Annotated in this window: 17 protein-coding genes; 3 read left to right on the top strand and 14 right to left on the bottom strand. The window is 64.5% G+C overall.

Annotated features, from left to right (window positions below; all coding sequences use genetic code 11):
* Positions 1-32: 32 nt before the first annotated feature.
* From APH36_RS14990 to glcD, 6 genes are all read right to left on the bottom strand, one after another.
* On the bottom strand, positions 33-371 hold the full coding sequence (locus tag APH36_RS14990) for a hypothetical protein (RefSeq protein ID WP_060499274.1): 339 nt from the start codon (positions 369-371) through the stop codon (positions 33-35).
* A 200-nt stretch (positions 372-571) separates the two neighbouring features.
* Complete coding sequence (locus APH36_RS14985; RefSeq protein ID WP_060499273.1) at positions 572-2,743, bottom strand: malate synthase G; 2,172 nt, start codon at positions 2,741-2,743, stop codon at positions 572-574.
* Between the two features lie 64 nt (positions 2,744-2,807).
* Positions 2,808-3,206, bottom strand: coding sequence for a heme-binding protein (locus APH36_RS14980; protein WP_060499272.1), 399 nt, complete (start codon positions 3,204-3,206; stop codon positions 2,808-2,810).
* Positions 3,199-4,434: a glycolate oxidase subunit GlcF gene (glcF, locus tag APH36_RS14975; RefSeq protein WP_060499271.1), complete on the bottom strand. Its 1,236-nt coding sequence runs from the start codon at positions 4,432-4,434 to the stop codon at positions 3,199-3,201. The genes APH36_RS14980 and glcF overlap by 8 nt, the downstream gene beginning before the upstream one ends.
* 9 nt (positions 4,435-4,443) lie before the next feature.
* Complete coding sequence (glcE, locus tag APH36_RS14970) at positions 4,444-5,496, bottom strand: glycolate oxidase subunit GlcE (RefSeq protein WP_060499270.1); 1,053 nt, start codon at positions 5,494-5,496, stop codon at positions 4,444-4,446.
* The gene (gene glcD, locus APH36_RS14965; RefSeq protein ID WP_060499269.1) at positions 5,496-6,995 is read right to left on the bottom strand and encodes a glycolate oxidase subunit GlcD; all 1,500 of its coding nucleotides are present in this window, start codon (positions 6,993-6,995) and stop codon (positions 5,496-5,498) included. The genes glcE and glcD overlap by 1 nt, the downstream gene beginning before the upstream one ends.
* 194 nt (positions 6,996-7,189) lie before the next feature.
* Between glcD and glcC the strand changes: the two genes are divergently transcribed.
* Positions 7,190-7,954, top strand: coding sequence for a transcriptional regulator GlcC (glcC, locus tag APH36_RS14960; protein WP_060499268.1), 765 nt, complete (start codon positions 7,190-7,192; stop codon positions 7,952-7,954).
* A 60-nt stretch (positions 7,955-8,014) separates the two neighbouring features.
* Here glcC and APH36_RS14955 read toward each other — a convergent pair whose 3' ends face one another.
* The 3 genes from APH36_RS14955 to APH36_RS14945 form a co-directional block, all read right to left on the bottom strand.
* A complete protein-coding gene (locus APH36_RS14955) occupies positions 8,015-8,332 on the bottom strand; it encodes a DUF2388 domain-containing protein (RefSeq protein ID WP_060499267.1) in 318 nt (105 codons plus the stop codon).
* A gap of 240 nt (positions 8,333-8,572) precedes the next feature.
* Positions 8,573-9,541 carry an NAD(P)-dependent oxidoreductase gene (locus APH36_RS14950; RefSeq protein WP_060499266.1) on the bottom strand — a complete coding sequence of 323 codons (969 nt, stop codon included), beginning with the start codon at positions 9,539-9,541 and terminating at the stop codon, positions 8,573-8,575.
* A gap of 1 nt (position 9,542) precedes the next feature.
* On the bottom strand, positions 9,543-10,943 hold the full coding sequence (locus APH36_RS14945; RefSeq protein ID WP_060499265.1) for an FAD-binding oxidoreductase: 1,401 nt from the start codon (positions 10,941-10,943) through the stop codon (positions 9,543-9,545).
* Between the two features lie 227 nt (positions 10,944-11,170).
* On the opposite strand from APH36_RS14945, the gene APH36_RS14940 reads away from it, so the two are divergent.
* The gene (locus tag APH36_RS14940; RefSeq protein ID WP_232333214.1) at positions 11,171-12,205 is read left to right on the top strand and encodes a GlxA family transcriptional regulator; all 1,035 of its coding nucleotides are present in this window, start codon (positions 11,171-11,173) and stop codon (positions 12,203-12,205) included.
* A 46-nt stretch (positions 12,206-12,251) separates the two neighbouring features.
* Here the strand turns inward: APH36_RS14940 and APH36_RS14935 are convergent, their stop codons facing one another.
* The 3 genes from APH36_RS14935 to APH36_RS14925 are packed head-to-tail and all read right to left on the bottom strand — an operon-like array spanning position 12,252 to position 14,341.
* On the bottom strand, positions 12,252-12,590 hold the full coding sequence (locus APH36_RS14935; RefSeq protein ID WP_060499263.1) for a RidA family protein: 339 nt from the start codon (positions 12,588-12,590) through the stop codon (positions 12,252-12,254).
* Positions 12,591-12,601: 11 nt separating this feature from the next.
* Positions 12,602-12,952, bottom strand: a complete 351-nt coding sequence (locus APH36_RS14930; RefSeq protein WP_060499262.1) for a cupin domain-containing protein — start codon at positions 12,950-12,952, stop codon at positions 12,602-12,604.
* A gap of 12 nt (positions 12,953-12,964) precedes the next feature.
* On the bottom strand, positions 12,965-14,341 hold the full coding sequence (locus APH36_RS14925) for an MFS transporter (RefSeq protein ID WP_060499261.1): 1,377 nt from the start codon (positions 14,339-14,341) through the stop codon (positions 12,965-12,967).
* Between the two features lie 158 nt (positions 14,342-14,499).
* Here APH36_RS14925 and APH36_RS14920 point away from each other — a divergent pair, with 158 nt between their 5' ends.
* Entirely contained in the window at positions 14,500-14,787 is a 288-nt protein-coding gene (locus tag APH36_RS14920; protein ID WP_060499260.1) for a hypothetical protein, read from the top strand.
* Positions 14,788-14,829: 42 nt separating this feature from the next.
* On the opposite strand, the gene APH36_RS14915 is transcribed toward APH36_RS14920, so the two are convergent.
* On the bottom strand, positions 14,830-15,612 hold the full coding sequence (locus tag APH36_RS14915) for an NAD(P)-binding domain-containing protein (protein ID WP_060499259.1): 783 nt from the start codon (positions 15,610-15,612) through the stop codon (positions 14,830-14,832).
* Between the two features lie 12 nt (positions 15,613-15,624).
* Positions 15,625-16,944, bottom strand: a complete 1,320-nt coding sequence (locus APH36_RS14910; RefSeq protein WP_060499258.1) for an FAD-binding oxidoreductase — start codon at positions 16,942-16,944, stop codon at positions 15,625-15,627.
* Positions 16,945-17,064: the final 120 nt, after the last annotated feature.

Genomic DNA, 17,064 nt, shown 5'->3' with positions numbered 1-17,064 from the left:
AGGGCATGGGGCTGCAAAGCAGCCCCATAATCTCAGAGCCGGGCTGTACTCACCGTGATATAGCCCTTGTCGGCCACTGCGATGCGTATCACCGTTTCATCCGCTGGCGCCTTGCGGTTGCGCTTGATGCGCACGCCATCGACTGCGGCCGCTTTCAGGTGTTCCGCAATGGCCCGCCCGTTCGGGTCGAAGAACACTTCGCTGGCCAGCAACTCGATACGCTCGATCAGTTGCCGGGAGTGTTCGTCGGTGGCGCAGAAGAACATCACCCCCGACAGGTGCGGATCCTCTTCGGGGTTGCGGATGTCATGGGCCAGCATTTCGCACAAGCTGCTGCGCAGTTCGGCAATGGAGCGGGCGTAAAGGTGCATACGGAGCCTCCTCTGGATCGCGACCTTGCGTTTTCCAGTGCCGATCTTGTTTTTTGCGTGCAGAGGCAGCAAGTAGGACGCTTCCGGAAACGTTGTGGGAAATTTCTGAAGACGCCGGAATGCCACCCCTGACTGGCCGGTGGCAGATGTTTGCTGCCGGCGCGACACAAGGCCGCGCCAGCAACACCGCGCAGCTTGGGCTAGCGTTGAACCTGCTGCTTGAACCTCAACCGCCAGCCATGCAGCAACGGCTCGGTATAGCCACTGGGCTGCTCGCGCCCCTTGAACACCAGCGCTCGGGCGGCGCGAAACGCATGCGATGCCTCGAAGTTGGCCGCCATTGGCCGGTACGCCGGGTCCCCGGCATTCTGTTGGTCTACCACCTTGGCCATGCGTTGCAGCGTGGCCTCGACCTGCTCGGCACCCACCACGCCATGGTGCAGCCAGTTGGCGATGTGCTGCGCTGAAATGCGCAGGGTGGCGCGGTCCTCCATCAGGCCCACATCGTGGATGTCCGGTACCTTGGAGCAGCCGACCCCTTGTTCGACCCAGCGCACCACGTAACCGAGGATGCCTTGGCAGTTGTTGTCCAGTTCAGCCTGGATATCGTCGGCACTCCAGGGCCGCTCGGGGCTGACCGGTACGCTGAGAAGGTCGTTCAGCAATGCGTCGCGCTGGGCGTTCCGGTTGGCTGCTTCCAGCGCCTGCTGTACCCCTGCCACGTCTACCTGGTGGTAATGCAGCGCGTGCAGCGTTGCGGCCGTCGGCGAGGGCACCCAGGCGGTGTTGGCACCGGCCTTGGGCTGGGCAATCTTCTGTTCGAGCATGGCCGCCATCAGGTCGGGCATGGCCCACATGCCCTTACCGATCTGCGCCTTGCCGCGCAAGCCGCAGGCCAGCCCCACCCGCACGTTGCTGCGCTCGTAGGCCTGGATCCAGGCACTGCTTTTCATGTCGCCCTTGCGCAACATGGCACCGGCTTCCATGGCGCTGTGCATCTCGTCCCCGGTGCGGTCGAGGAAGCCGGTGTTGATGAACACCACCCGTGATGCCGCACTGGCGATGCAGGCTTTGAGGTTGACGCTGGTGCGCCGCTCTTCGTCCATGATGCCCATCTTCAGGGTATTCGCGGGCAGGCCCAACAGGGCCTCGACGCGACCGAACAGCTGGTCGGCAAAGGCCACTTCGGCCGGCCCGTGCATTTTCGGCTTGACGATGTACAGGCTGCCTTCGCGCGAGTTGCCTCGGCGCTTGAGGTCGTGCAGGCCAATCAGGCTGGTGACCACGGCATCGAGGATGCCTTCCGGAATTTCCCGGCCATCGCGGTCGTGGATCGCCGGGTTGGTCATCAGGTGGCCGACATTGCGGATGAACAGCAGCGAACGGCCCGGCAAGGTCAGCGGCTGGCCGTTTGCCCCGTGATACTGGCGGTCGGCGGCCAAGGTGCGGCTGAAGGTTTTGCCGTCCTTGCTGACCTGTTCGCTGAGATCGCCTTTCATCAGGCCCAGCCAGTTGCGATAGACATTGACCTTGTCGTCGGCATCGACGGCTGCCACTGAATCTTCGCAGTCGATGATGGTGGTCAGTGCGGCTTCCAGCAGGATGTCCTTGACCCCGGCCAGGTCTTGCTGGCCGATGACGTTGGCCGGGTCGATCCGGATTTCGAAATGCAGTTGGTGGTGCTGCAGCAGGATCGCCGTTGGCGTGTTCGGCTCGCCTTGGTAGCCACGCATTTGTGCGGGGTTTTGCAAGCCAACCTGGCGGCCATCGGCCAAGGTGACCTGCAGTGCGCCCTGGTTGATCGCGTAGGCCTTGGCGTCGCTGTGTGAGGCGCCGGCAAGCGGGGCTGAGGTATCGAGGAATTGCCGGCCATAGGCAATCACCTTGGCGCCGCGCACCGGGTTGTAGCCTTGGCCGCGCTCGGCACCCGCGGTTTCGGCGATGGCATCGGTGCCATAGAGGGCATCGTACAGTGAGCCCCAGCGGGCGTTGGCGGCGTTGAGGGCGTAGCGGGCATTGCTCAGTGGCACGACCAGTTGCGGGCCGGCTTGTACGGCGATCTCGCGGTCGACGTTGTGGGTGCTGATTTGCACGTTTTCGGGGGCATCCACGAGGTAGCCGATGCCTTGCAGGAAGTGCCGGTAGGCGGCCATGTCGCGGATCGGGCCGGGGTGCTGGCGGTGCCAGTTGTCCAGTTCGGCCTGCAGGCGCTCGCGTTCGGCGAGCAGGGCACGGTTTTGCGGGGCCAGGTCGTGGACCAGGGTGCTGAAGCCTTGCCAGAAGGAGGCGGCTTCGATGCCGGTGCCGGGGAGGACTTCGTTTTCGATGAAGCGCTGGAGGATGGGGGCGATCTGGAGTTGATGGTTTGGCATTGTCTGTCCGCTCGGTGTTCAGTCTGCTCGATATGTGTTGCCCGCGAAGAGGCAGGTACAGGGCTCAGAGGGCCGCCGCCCCGACCTTGGCGACCTGGGCATCCTGCTCGGACTTGACCCCGGACACCCCAATCGCACCCACCACCTGGCCCTCCACCCGCAACGGCACGCCACCTTCCAGGCTGGTGAGCAGCGGTGCAGTGACAAATGCAGTACGGCCACTATTGACCATCTCTTCGTAATCCCGTGTTTCCTTGCGCCCCAGCGCAGAGGTCCGGGCCTTTTCCACGGCGATGTAAGCACTGGCTGGCGCACAGCCGTCCATGCGCTCCAGGGCCAGCGGGTGACCTCCGTCGTCAACCACGGCGATGGTCACGTTCCAGTGCTGGACCAAGGCTTCCTGGCGGGCGGCGGCCAATACGCGGGCGACTTCGGCCTGGCCGATCACGAACTTGCTATGCATGGGGGTTCTCCGGGTTCAAGGCTGCTTCGACAATTTCTATCCAGTGGCGTACCGGCGTACGCCCGGCCCCGTCGAGGTGGGCCTGACAGCCGATGTTGGCGGTGGCGATGACGTGCGGTTTGCCGCTTTCCAGTGCGTTGAGGCGGTTGTCACGCAGTTGCAGCGACAATTCGGGCTGGGTCAGCGAATAGGTACCCGCCGAGCCGCAGCATAAATGGCCGTCCGGCACATTGGTGAGGGTAAAGCCCAGGCGCGTCAGCAGTGCTTCTACCGCGCCGCCCAGCTTGAGGGCATGTTGCAAGGTACAAGGGCAATGGAAGGCCAGGCGCTGTTCGGCGCACAGGCCCAGTTGCTCGACCGGCTCATCGCGCAGTACTTCTACCAGATCGCGGGACAGGGCGCTGACCCGCGCGGCCTTGGCGGCGTAACGGGGGTCGTTTTCCAGCAGGTGGCCGTAATCACGCACGAATGCGCCGCAGCCGCTGGCGGTTTGCACAATGGCCTCGGCCCCCGCTTCGATGGCGGGCCACCACGCGTCGATATTGCGCCGCGCACGCTGCAAGCCTTGCTCTTGGGCATTGAGGTGGTAGTCCACCGCGCCACAGCAGCCGGCCTGGTGGATCGGCTGCACGCTGATGCCCAGGCGGTCCAGCAGGCGCGCGGCGGCGGCGTTGGTGTTGGGCGACAAGGCCGGCTGCACGCAGCCTTCGAGCATCAACACCCGCCGTGCATGGCGTGGTGCCGGGCGCTGGCCGGGTGCGACTACCCGTGCCGGCAGTTTGCGTTTGAGTGTGGCCGGCAGCAGCGGGCGCAGGGCCTGGCCGCCACGGGTCAGGGCCTTGAACAGCGCCGGGCGTGGCACCACGGCTCGTAGGCCCTGGCGCAGCAGGCGCTGACCGAGCGGGCGCGGCACCTGTTGTTCGACCACGGCGCGGCCGATGTCCAGCAGGTCGTGGTACTTCACCCCTGAGGGGCAAGTGGTTTCGCAGTTGCGGCATGTCAGGCAACGGTCCAGGTGCAGTTGCGTGCTGGCCGTGATCGGCTCGCCTTCGAGCAGTTGCTTGATCAGGTAGATGCGCCCGCGCGGGCCGTCCAGTTCATCGCCCAGCAACTGGTAGGTCGGGCAGGTGGCGGTGCAGAAACCGCAGTGTACGCAGGACCGCAGGATGCTTTCAGCCTCGTCGGCGCGGGCCAGGCGTCGGGATGCTTCACTCAGGTTGGTTTGCATGGTCTGGCCTCACAGGTTCGGGTACAGGCGGCCAGGGTTGAACACGCCCTGGGGGTCGAGCTGTTGCTTCAGCGTCTGGTGGTAGCGCATCAGTGCCGTGGGCAGCGGCGGGCTGCTGTCTGCGCTGGCGGCGTAGCAGGTGGCGTGGCCGCCAACGTTGGCGACCAGGTCGCGAATGGCCTGGGCCGGTGCGCTGGACGTGAGCCAGCGCTGCGCTCCACCCCAGTCGATCAATTGCTGGCCGGGCAGGTCCAGCTCGCCAGTGGCGTTGGGCAGTGACAGGCGCCACAGCGGTGCAGGGCTGTTGAAGAATGCCAGGCGCTGCTCGCGCAGGTCGCTCCAGAACCGGCTGTCGAGGGTTGCGCCGCCCAGTCGCTGGCGTGCCGACTGTACCGAACCTTCACCGCCTTCCAGGCGCAGGTACAGTGCTTCGCCGTCATGGCAAGCCGCGCTGATCGGCAGCGGCTGCTGGCCCCATTCGGCCAACTCGGCCAGCGCCTCATGCCTGCCCATTGGCAGGCGCAGGCTCAGGCATTGGCGCGGCCGGGGCAGTACTTTCAACGAAACCTCGGTCAGCAACCCCAGGCAACCGAAGCTGCCCGCCATCAGCCGTGATACATCGTAACCGGCCACGTTCTTCATCACTTCGCCACCAAAGCGCAGCAACTTGCCGTGGCCGGTGATCACCCGCGTGCCGAGCACGTAGTCACGTACCGACCCGGCCCATGGCCGCCGGGGGCCAGACAAGCCGGCAGCGACCATGCCGCCCAAGGTGGCGTCCGGGCCCAGGTGTGGCGGTTCACAGGGAAGCATCTGGCCGGCTTCGTGCAGCGCCGCTTCGATCTCGCGCAGCGGTGTGCCGGCGCGGGCGGTGAGCACCAGTTCGGTCGGGTCGTAGCTGACGATGCCACGGTGGCTGCGGGTGTCGAGTACTTCGCCAGCGACAAGGTTACCCAGCATGGCTTTGCTGTTACTGCCCTGGATACGCAGCGGTGTGCCTTGGTTCAGCGCCTGGCCGACCTGCTCCAGCAGGGCCTGGCTGTTGTCGCGGTCCATGCTCATCAGAAGCGCTCCAGCTCGGGGAAGGGCAGTTGCCCATGGTGCACATGCATGGCGCCGAACTCGGCGCAGCGGTGCAGGGTGGGGATGTTCTTGCCGGGGTTGAGCAGGCCCTGCGGGTCGAAGGCGGCCTTCACCGCGTGGAACAGGGTGATTTCGTCGCTGTTGAACTGCGCGCACATCTGGTTGATTTTTTCGCGGCCTACGCCGTGCTCGCCCGTGATGCTGCCGCCTACCGCCACGCACAGTTCGAGGATCTTGCCGCCGATGGCTTCGGCGCGCTCCAGCTCACCTGGCAGGTTGGCATCGAACAGGATCAGCGGGTGCATGTTGCCGTCGCCGGCATGGAACACGTTGGCCACGCGCAGGCCGTATTCCGCGGACAGGTCACTGATGCCCTTGAGTACCCGTGGCAGTTCGCGACGCGGGATGGTGCCGTCCATGCAGTAGTAATCCGGCGAGATGCGCCCTACCGCCGGGAAGGCGTTCTTGCGCCCGGCCCAGAAACGCACGCGCTCGGCTTCGTCGCGGGCCAGCCGTACCTCGCGGGCCCCGGTTTGCGCCAGCACGGCGGCCACCCGTTCACAATCGTCATGCACATCGGCCTCGACCCCATCCAGCTCGCACAGCAGGATGGCCGCTGCGTCCACCGGGTAGCCGGCATGAATGAAGTCTTCGGCGGCGCGGATGGCCAGGTTGTCCATCATCTCCAGGCCGCCGGGAATGATACCGGCAGCGATGATTTCGGCGACTGCCCGGCCGGCGTCCTCGACACTGTCGAAACTGGCCAGCAGCACCCGCGCCACCTGGGGCTTGGGGAGCAGCTTGACGGTAACTTCCGTGACGATGCCGAGCATGCCTTCGGAGCCCGTGAACAGTGCCAGCAGGTCGAAGCCCGGGCTGTCCAGGGCATCGCTGCCGAGGGTCAGGCGTTCTCCTTCCACCGTGAGGATTTCCACCTTGAGCAGGTTGTGCACGGTCAGGCCGTATTTCAGGCAGTGCACGCCACCGGCGTTTTCCGCGACGTTGCCACCGATGGAACAGGCAATTTGCGAGGACGGGTCTGGTGCGTAGTACATACCGTGGGGTGCCGCCGCTTGGGAGATGGCCAGGTTGCGCACGCCGGGTTGCACACGGGCGTAACGGCCCTGTGGATTGACCTCCAGAATACGGTTGAAACGCGCCATTACCAGCAGGATCCCCTTGGCCAGCGGCAGAGCGCCACCCGACAGGCCGGTGCCGGCACCACGGGCCACCACGGGTACACCGCGCTGATGGCAGAGCCTGAGCAAGGCCTGCACCTGCTCCAGGCGCTCGGGCAGCACCACCAGCAGCGGTACCGTGCGGTAGGCCGAGAGGCCGTCGCATTCGTAGGGTTTGAGGTCTTCTTCGCGGTACAGGATATCGATGTCTGGCAGGGCCTTGCGCAGCGCATGCAACAGGTCCGCCTGGTCTACGGTGGGCAGCGCGCCATCGACGCGTTCGTCGTACAGGATATTCATCGGCTCACTCGGCAACGTTTTTGTTGTTGTTGGCAAAGCGGTCACCGTTGCAGCCTGCGCGTGCCAGCGGCCCGGGTCGAGTACGTCGTTCACTGGTCCTACCAGTTTTTCTGTAAAGGGCTGGTTATTGACGGCTTTGACTGGCTAGATTGGAACCATCGGTCGAAGTGGTCCTACCAGTGGGAGAGGGCGTGATGGGTGCTGAAGGCAAAGCCAAGGTCGCTGACCAGGTGGCCGAGCGGGTGGAACGGCTGATCGTTGACGGCGTACTCAAGGTGGGCCAGGCCTTGCCTTCGGAGCGGCGGTTGGTGGAGAAACTGGGGTGTTCACGCTCGGCACTGCGCGAAGGGCTACGCATTTTGCGGGGGCGCGGCATCATCGATACCGAACAAGGGCGGGGTTCGTTCGTCGCCGACCTGACAGGGCAATCGGGTGCCACACCGTTGATGCATTTGTTTGGCTCGCAGCCGCGTACGCTGTTCGACTTGCTGGAAGTGCGGGCGTTGCTGGAGGCCGAATCGGCGCGGCTGGCGGCGTTACGCGCCACTGAGGTTGACCGCTTGCTAATTCGCCGGCGCTACGAAGAAATGCTGGCCGCGCACGAGGTACCCGACGCGATCGATGCCCGTGAACATGCCCGTCGCGACCACGCGTTCCACCGGGCGATCAGTGAGGCGTCACACAACCCGGTGCTGGTGCATACCTTGCAATCGCTCAGCGACCTGACCTTGAGCACGGTGTTTGCCTCGGTCAACAACCTGTATTGCAGGCCGGCGCAAAAGCGCCAGATCGACCGCCAGCATGCACGGTTGTATCAGGCGGTGATGGAGCAGTTGCCGGAGCAGGCGCAGCGGGCGGCGCGCGAGCATATCAACGGAATACGCGACAGTTTGCGGGAGATCGAGCAGGAAGAACAACGGTTGGTCAGGGCGACCATGCGTATGGATGGGTGGGGATGATCTAATCCTGTGCCGGCCTCTTCGCGGGCTTGCCCGCGAAAGGGCCGGTGCAGGCTTATCTCAATGGTCAGCTATACGGTCATCCTGCGACAGAATGGCCCGGGCCAGTTCTTCATCACTGGCTTGCAACCCAGGGTGGTCCTTGCGGGCCTGTTCCAGCGCCGACTCCACATAGGCGCCACGGATAGCCCCACCGCTTGCGACGAAGGCAGAAAGTTCATCGCGTGCCGGGATGATCCGTTTATCGTCCTTGAAGGTCGAGTAAAGCGAAGCGGAAACACCGGCCGAGGTGGCGACGTCGCCCGCATCGACGCGGGCCAGGGCAGCACCGGCAGGCAGCAGGAGCAGCAGCGCAGGAGCGAGGAGTAGGTGGCGCATGTCGTGTTCTCCAGTAGCGTGAAGCCCAAGGGAATAAACCACTCAGTGTTTAAGAAAGCACGGAGGAGCTGGTAGTTCCCTCGGGGCTTCACGAAATGGAGCGATCAAGCCAAAGGGTAGGTTGTTTTGACCCGGGTAAGGAGAGGTTCTGCTCCAGTTGGCGCTGTCGATCAGCGGCGAATGGATGGGTGTGTCACCGACGCAAGGTGCCATCGACGTAGCTGCTTTTGGTGACAGGGGTCATGCGCTGCGAATCCTTTGTTCAGAAACTTGGTGGGCGACGAAATGGCTGATGTTGTCCACGGCGCTGTCCATCAACTGCTGCATGGCGTCTTCGCTGCTCCAGGCGATGTGTGGGTTAAGCAGAAAGTCATCGCGGTCGATCAGCTGGAACAGTGGGTTGCTGGGGTGCAAAGGCTCCACTTCCACCACGTCCAGCGCCACGCCGCCCAGGCGGCCTTGTTGCAGCGCCTGGATCAACGCGGCTTCGTTGACCACGCCGCCACGGCCGGTGTTGACCACCATGGCGTCAGGCTTCATCAACGCCAGTTGCGCGGCATCGATCAGGTTGTGGGTTTCTGGCGTGAGTGGGCAGTTGATCGACAGCACGTCGCAGCTTTTCAGCAGCTCGGCCAAGGGGCGGCAGTCCGGGCCTTGGCGTTTGCCGCCTCGGTCCTCGAACCACACGCGCATGCCGAACGCTCGCGCCAGGTGCGCCAGGCGCAGGGCGATCGGGCCGCTGCCGATGATCGCCAGCTGCTTGTCGCGCACGTCGCGGATACGGTGGTTGAAGTAGATGTTCTGGAACGGCTTTTCGCCGGCATGCACCTGGCGCATCAGGCGGGTGAAGGCGGCCGGGCGGCGGAACAGCTCCAGGATCATGGCCAGGCTGTGCTCGGCCACGGTGTTGGCGGCATAGCCCGGTACGCTGGATACTTCGATGCCATGGGCTTCGCAGTAGTCGACATCGACGATGTCGCGGCCGGTCAGGGCCAGCGAAATCATCTTCAGCTTGGGCAACTGGCGCAGGTGCTCTTCGCGCAGCGGCACGCTGAACGTCAGCGCCACCGTCGCGTTTTTCAGGTGCTCCAGTATCTGCTCTGGGTGGGTGTAGGCGAACTGCTGCCAGCTGTGCTCGCAGTCAGGGCGCTTCAGGCGGGTGGAAGGCGCCAGGCCTTCGTCGTCGAGGAGGACGATGTGTTCGCTCACGTTATTGTCCTTGTTTTTTCTGCGCGGGCACGTAGCCGGCAGGCGCCATGCCCACCAGCTGGCGGGTGATGAAGCCGGCATCCTGGTCGTGGTCCTCCAGCGATTCCTTGCGCACCAGTGCATCGCGTACCAGGTGTGCGCCAAAGAAGCGCAACGGCTCTGGCGGCAGCAGCTTCATCTTCTGGTTGACCAGGCCGCAATTGGCCCACTCGTCGTTGGCATGGGTGGCCAGCGACTTGATAATGCGGCTGGCGAACACCGTGGTGGCCACGCCGTTGCCGGAAAAACCGATGCCGTAGCTGACGGTCTGGTGTTGGTCGAGGTAGCCGAAGTTAGGCAGGCCTTTCATGGCCCGGTCGATCGGCCCGGTCCAGCTGCTGACCACCGGTACATCCTGCAGCTGTGGGTACAGGCGGCGCAGTTCGGCGGCGACCTTGTCGGCGGCCGGCGAGGGTTTCTCATACAGGTTGCCGATACGCCCGGCAAAGGCGAACTGGCCCAGCGGCTTGCCGAACACCACGCGCCCGTCCGGGGTGTTGCGCCAGTAGTTGAGCACGGTGCGCGAGTCGGTCATGCACTCGCCGCCACTGAAGCCGATAGCGTCGAGCCTGGCCTTGACGGGTGCGGTGGCGACCATGTCGCTGGACATGATCGCGATCATCCGCCGCAGCTCGGGGAACTGCGCGCCCCAGGCATTGAGCGCCAGCACCACGTGGTTGGCTTTTACATGGCCCTTGGCGGTGTGCACCACCGGGCGCTTGCCGCGCACCAGGTGGGTGAAGGGCGATTTCTCGAAAATGTGCACGCCCAGCTTCAGCGCCACCCGGCGCAGGCCGCGGGCCAGTATGGCGGGCTGCACGGTGGCGGCGTTGGGGTCGAAGATGCCGCCCAGTACCAAGGGTGAGCCAACACGGCCACGAATGGTCTGGCGGTCCAGCGCCTGGAACGGGTTGACGTCGAGCTTCTGCAGGCCGTCGGTGAGCACGCGCCAAGCGTTCATCTGGCGCTGGTTGGTGGCCGTCCACAGCCAACCGTCCTTGCGGTACTGGGCGTCGATGCCGTGCTGCTGGCAGAAGCTGCCGATCTCGTCAATGGCTGACTCGGCCGCCTCGCAGATACGCCGTGCCTCGATATCGCCGCAGATGGTGCGTACTGACAGGTACTTGCCCCACCAGTTGGTGGCCACGCCACCGTTGCGCCCGCTGGCGCCCGAGCCGCAGCGGTCGCGCTCGACGATGACGATGGTTTTTTCCGGGTGCGCCTGCTTCAGGCGGATGGCCGACCACAGGCCAAGGAAGCCACCGCCGACGATGCACACGTCAGCATCAATCGAGTCCTGCAGGGCAGGGGCCAGGTCGCTGTCCAGGTCAAGTGCCTGGGCATACCAGAATCCACGGTACATGAGGGGTGCCTCTGAGCATGTTTGTCTTGTGCCTACATGATGCTCAGCCGGGCAGGGGGGCTGATATTACAGCCATGACAATTGATAGAACGGCGCCGCCTTTTGTCATGGACTTCCTATTTGTGGGGATGCATATGATATGACGGACGCAGGGCGCGCTTTAGAATGGCGCCATTGCAGATGTCATGAGGCCCGTGTCGATGTTTGCCGAACAACAAGAACAACCATTGCAAGCCTCCGTTGACAGCGTGCAGGTCAAGCCCGAATTGCGGGTGGGCTTCGTGCTGATGAACCACTTCACCCTGGTGCCGGTGGCGGGGCTGGTGGACTCGCTGCGTTTTGCGGCGGACAAGTCGTTCCGTAGCCAGCAGGTGTATTGCCAGTGGGACTGGATGACCCTGGACGACCAGCCGATCACCGCCAGTTGCGGCATGCCCATTTCGCCGACCAAGCCCCTGAACCTGTTCGCCCAGTACGACTACATCGTGCTTGCAGGCGGCTTGCTGGACGAAACCCGCAATCCGCCGGCCTGGCTGTTGGACGCATTGCGTGAGGTGCATGCGGCGAATATCCCGATCATCGCGCTGTGCTCTGGGTCGTTCGTGCTGGGCAAGGCCGGGCTGCTCGATGGCCGGCGCTGCGCGCTGCATTTCACCTTGCGCGATGAGTTCAAGGAACGCTTTCCCTTTACCACGGCGGTGATCGACAAGAGCTATGTGGACGACCGCGGCATCATCACCTGCCCGGGCGGTACGGCCATTGATTTGGCGGCTAACCTGATTCGCCGGCATTGCGGTGCGGTGCGGGCGCAGAAGGGCCTGGAATACCTGTTGGTGGATGAGCGCGCTGATGAGCCGCAAGACAAGGCGGCCAGCGAATGTGTGTACCAGAACGACCGGGTGCAGCGGGCGATCAGCTTCATGCGTGCCAACCTGGATGCGTCGATGACCCTCAAGGCCGTGGCCGAGGCGGTGGGTACCCACCCCCGGCAGTTGCACCGCGAGTTCGTCGCCAATACCCAGGAACCGCCGGCCAACTACTGGCGCAAGTTGCGCCTGGACCATGCCCGGCGGCTTCTGGTGAACACCAGCCAGAACATCACCACAATCGCCCTGGCGTGCGGGTTTTCCGACGCTTCGCACTTTATCCTGTGGTTCCGCAAGCAGTATGGCGAGACACCTTACAGCTTCCGCAAGCGCCGGCATGAGGTGGAGCGGTTTGACTGGCATGGCGACAAGGTGGGGCTGGATCCGGAGCTCTAACAAGCCATCGCGAGACAAGGCCGCTCCCTCAGCGGCCGTGTGGCATTCAGAGCTGGCCGAAGGCCTGGATCTCGATGCGGTATTCAGGGGCTGCTAGCGCAGCCCCTACACAGGCCCGCACCGGTGGCTGTTCATCCACCCAGGCGTCATACACTTCATTCATCGCCGCAAACTCGCCCATGTCAGCCAGCCAGATCTGCATGCGGGTGAGGTTGCCCTTGCCCGCGCCGACCCGCGCCAGCCACTGCTCCAGTTGCGCCAGCACGCAGCGGGTTTGCGCAGCGATGTCGCCCGGTTGCAGGGCAACGATGCCAGAGGTTTCGATACGGCCGTCTACCAGCACCAGCTGGCTGGCGCGTTTGCCTGGGTTGATACGTTCGATCATCGACTGGGTCCTTAGAACAGCACGTAGGTCTTGCGCAGGGTTTCGCGGATGTCCCACACCCCCTCGCAGTTCTCCGGGAACAGCACCGCATCGCCAGCGCGCAGCTCCACCGGCTCGCCACCGTCGGGCGTGAAGGTGCACCAGCCGCTGACAATGTGGCTGAACTCGCGGTTTTTCAGGTAGCGGCGGAACACCCCCGAGCTGCTTTCCCATACACCGATGCTGGCGCCGACGGCCCCGTCGGTCTGGTCCTGGGCGCTGGCGGCCTGGGCGATGGGTTCACCGATCGGCAGGCGGGCCGCGGCGGGGGCGCCCAGCGGCGAGACGGGGGCATTGCGCACGACAGTCAGTACTTGGCTCACGAACAGGCTCCTTCAGGCTTTACGAACAATAGGTTTGGCGGTGGAGGCAGTGCTGGTGTGGTTACCCAGCGCGGCTGCCTGCTGCAGGTCGAGCCTGCTAGTCTCGGGGGCCAGCCACCAGGAAATCAGGGCGCCGAACAGCGAGACCAAGGCGGCAGCGAACATGGTGTTGGCAATGCCGAAGCTGGCCAGGGAAATCGGGACCAGGTACGTGCCCACGGCGGCGCCAATGCGCGATAGCGAAGTGGCAAGGCCTACGGCTGACGCACGGATTTCGGTGGGGAACAGCTCGTTGGGGTAGACGTATTCAAGCACCTGGGCGCCGCCAATCAGCACGGCATAGGCACCGAACAGCACCAGAATGGTCGTGGGCGAGGCATCCGGGAACACGCCCAGCATGACCAGCGACATGCCTGACCAGAGGAAGCTGTGGATCAGCATGTTGCGCCGCCCCAGGCGGTTGATCAGCTTGGTGGCAAGTAGGCAGCCCAGGGTGAACAGCAAGGTGATGGCGATGGAGCCGAAGGCCGCCCAGTCACCGGTCAACTGCAGTGCCTGCAACACTTTGGGGGCAAACGAGTAGATAGCGAACAGCGGCACGATGGCGCAGGTCCAGAACAGGGTGACGAAGGCCATGCGCTTGCCGTAACCGGAGTGGAACAGCGACCACACCGAAACCGGCTTGTCGGTGGCCTGCTCTGGCAGATCGGCAATCGAGTAGTCGGGGCCGTAGACTTTCTTGATTACGGCGTCGGCTTCGGCGGTGCGGCCTTTGCTCAGCAGCCAGCGGGGCGACTCCGGCGTACCACTGCGGGCGACCAGGAACAGCGCGCCCGGTATCAGGGCACTGGCCAGTACATAGCGCCAGCCGTCTTCACCGCCCACACGCAGCAGCAGTTCGCCGGCCATGTAGGCCACGGAGGCACCGGCAAACCACATCAGCACCATGGCGGCCAGCAGTGGCCCACGTTGTTTGCGTGGCAGGAACTCGGCCAGCAGCGAGGTGGCGATCGGGTAGTCGGCGCCTACTGCGATACCGATCAGCAGCCGCCAGACAAACAGTGCCCAGGCCGACTCCACCCAGAACTGCGCCACCGAAAAACCGACGATTGCAATCAGATCGACCAGGTACAGCACCTTGCGTCCGTACTTGTCGGTGAACCAGCCACCGAGAAAACCACCCAGGAAAACCCCGATCAGGGCCGATGCGGCGATCAGTCCTTCCCAGAAGGCCGACAGCTGCAGGGCGTTGGTGATTTGCAGCATGGCGACGCCGATGATGCTCAGTACATAGCCATCGAGAAAAGGCCCGCCAGCGGAATACACCGTCAGCTTGCGGTGGAACGCGTTGAGCGGCGCATCTTCGACGGAGCGTGTGGAAACGGACATGCGACTTACCTCTTGTTGTTATTCGCTGCACTAGCGCCCGGCACTATCGCACCGGCTTGTGAGGGCGCCCTATAACGGCTCGGACGAGTCATGGAATGTGCTGACCGGGTGAGCGGAGGCCTTATGCAAGTTGTCATGGATGTTCTAGGGGCGGTGCCGTGGAGGCGCGGCTGGGCAAGCGTGGCAAGGCGCCTGAAGGCATGCTGGAACGCGGTCGGGTCGACAGTGACGACATCGCGGCAGTGGTGCGGCGCGAGCATGTGGTGCGGCTGGTGGATGTGGTGCGCAGGCGCCTGCCCTGTGGGTTGGACCCTGACCTGGGGCGGGCGCGGGTAGAGCAGCTGTCGCGGCAGGTAGCGGCGGTGCTGGGCTGGTCGGAGGCACGGCGGCAGGCGGAGCTGAAGCATTTCGAGGAGGACACGGCGCGGGTGTATCGGCAGCTGTAGCGGCAGGCGGGGCTGACGATGCGCTCGTCGGCCCTGTGGCGCTTATCGCCCGGTCAGCCCGGCGCGGGTCAGCAACCCGTCCAGTACCACTTCGCACGCTGCACCCCAGGTGGCACTGACCGGCTGATGCATCAGTACCGCCAGCCCGTCTGCGGTAAAGGTACCCGGCGTGGCAATGGCTTGGCCCAGGGCCTTGAGTGTGTATTCCGGCTGCTGCCCGGCGCTGGCCACGCAGTCTTGCAGGTTGCCTAGCACCAGCGCACGTGCCTCGCCTGCGGGCAGGCCTTTGTCCATCAGCCACTGCTGCAAGTCGTGCAGCAGGAAGTAGAACCAGCCATTCATACAGGCTGCAACGGTGGCCAGTTCGAATTCAGGCTCGCCGTGCAGGACCACCAGTTTGCCCAGCGGCCCCAGGTACTGCGTGGTGAGCGCATCGGGCGGGCAGACGACAACCGTCGATTGGTTGTACTGCGCCGCATACGACAGCATCGCACGTACACAAAGGGCGCCGGGGAAGGCGCTGGCCAGTTGCGCAAGGCCGATCCCGGCAGCCAGCGAAACCAGGCGCTGGCCGGGGCGCAGTTGTACCTCATCGGCCAGTTCGGCAAGCGAATGCGGGCGTACGCCAAGTATCAGCAGTTCTGCCTGGTCGACTACCGCCTGGTTGCTGGCCAGCACCTGGCAACCGTGGTCACGGGCAAGCACGGCGGCCCGTTGAGCATTGCGCGGTGAGAGCAGGATGGGGCCGTCAAAACCGCTGCGGCGCAGGCCTATGACCACTTTTTCGGTGAGTTCGCCCACCCCGAGAATGCCCAGGCTATCCATGGTGCCTCCTTTTCAGCTTTCCAGGCCGGCGCGGCGCTGGCCCCAGTGCAGGTTCAGGTTCACGCCCACGCTGAGCAGCGGCTCAGGCGGGTTGCGGTTAGGGCCTTCGCTGCCGAGCAAGAAGTCGATCAACTCGTCGCGTTCGCCGCTCAGCCAGTCAGCCAGCAGGGTGCCCGTGGCTGTGCCACGGGTAATGCCCAGGCCATTGCAGCACAAGGCCGCGTGTACGTTGGGCGCCAGGGTGCCGAAGTGCGATAGGTGGTTGCGTGACAGGCACATCGAGCCGCCCCAGGTGAATTCGAACGGCATGCCCGACAACATCGGGAAGCGCCGTTCGAACGACCCGCGATGCTGGCGCCCGGCGCGGGCGATGTGGCGGGGGTTGGCACGGCCGTCGGCATTGAAGCTGAAGCTGTTGCGCACCAGCAGGCGCTGGTCCGGGGTGCGCCGCAGGGTGCTGCCGAACGGGTCGGCCGGGATGATGCCCCAACTGGCCTTGCCGCCCAGGCGGGCCTGTTCGTCTTCGGTCAGCGGGCGAGTCATGCTGGCGTAGGTGAAGATTGGCAGCAGGCGACCGGCCAGGAAGCCGAAGTATGAGGCGAAGGCGTTGTTGGTCAGCAGCAACTGGTCGGCGACGATCTCACCGTTGCTGTGCTTGAGGGTGATGCGCCGGCCCTGCTCGATGTGGGTGATGGTGGTGCGCTCGTGCAGGGTCACATTGGCGGGCAGGCTTTCGGCCAGGCCTTTGGCCAGGGCCGCCGGTTGCAGCAGTTGGGTGCCAGGGGTGTACAGCGCCTTGCGGTAGAAGCCGGTGCCGAAGTGCTCGGGCAGGTCGCGGGCGTCGATCATCTGGTAGGGCTGGCCGAGCTTTTCCAGGCCGGTGCGGTAGGCTTCGAGCACGGCCAGGCCTTTGTCTTCGACGGCGGCCTGGTACTTGCCGTCCGGGCGGATCTGGCAGTCGATGCCGTGCTGGGTGATCAGCCCGCGAAGGATCGCCTGCGCACGCAGGTTGAGCTTGAGGTTCATCCGCGCGGTGGGCAGGTCGCCGATGTAGTCGGCGGCACCGATGTCGTGGGGCAGGTCGATGGCAAAGCCGGAGTTGCGCCCGGAGGCACCGAAGCCGACTTCCTGGGCCTCTACCAGGATCACCTCGTCGTCCGGGTGGTGCAGGGCCAGTTGCCGTGCGGCGGCAAGGCCGGTAAAGCCCGCGCCAAGCACCACCCAGCGCGCCTCGCTCCGCCCCCGGTGCGCGACGCGTGGCTGGCGCGGGGGGCTGAGGTGGAACCAGCCGCAACCGTTGTCGTCCGCGGGGGTAGAGGTGTTTCTGTACATGGTTTTTATCCGTGTTGTTTTCTGCACTATGGCATTGGCGTTTGTGCGGAGACTATGACGGGAGCGACGGGTAATAGGATGTTCTGGCTGGGGCCGGCACAGCCTAGTCACAACAAGCCA

The sequence above is a fragment of the Pseudomonas sp. NBRC 111133 genome (assembly GCF_001320605.1).
GTDB classification, from domain to species: domain Bacteria; phylum Pseudomonadota; class Gammaproteobacteria; order Pseudomonadales; family Pseudomonadaceae; genus Aquipseudomonas; species Aquipseudomonas monteilii.
The sequence above is the reverse complement of the archived record's forward strand: the minus strand, read 5'-3'. Positions and strand labels throughout refer to the sequence as shown.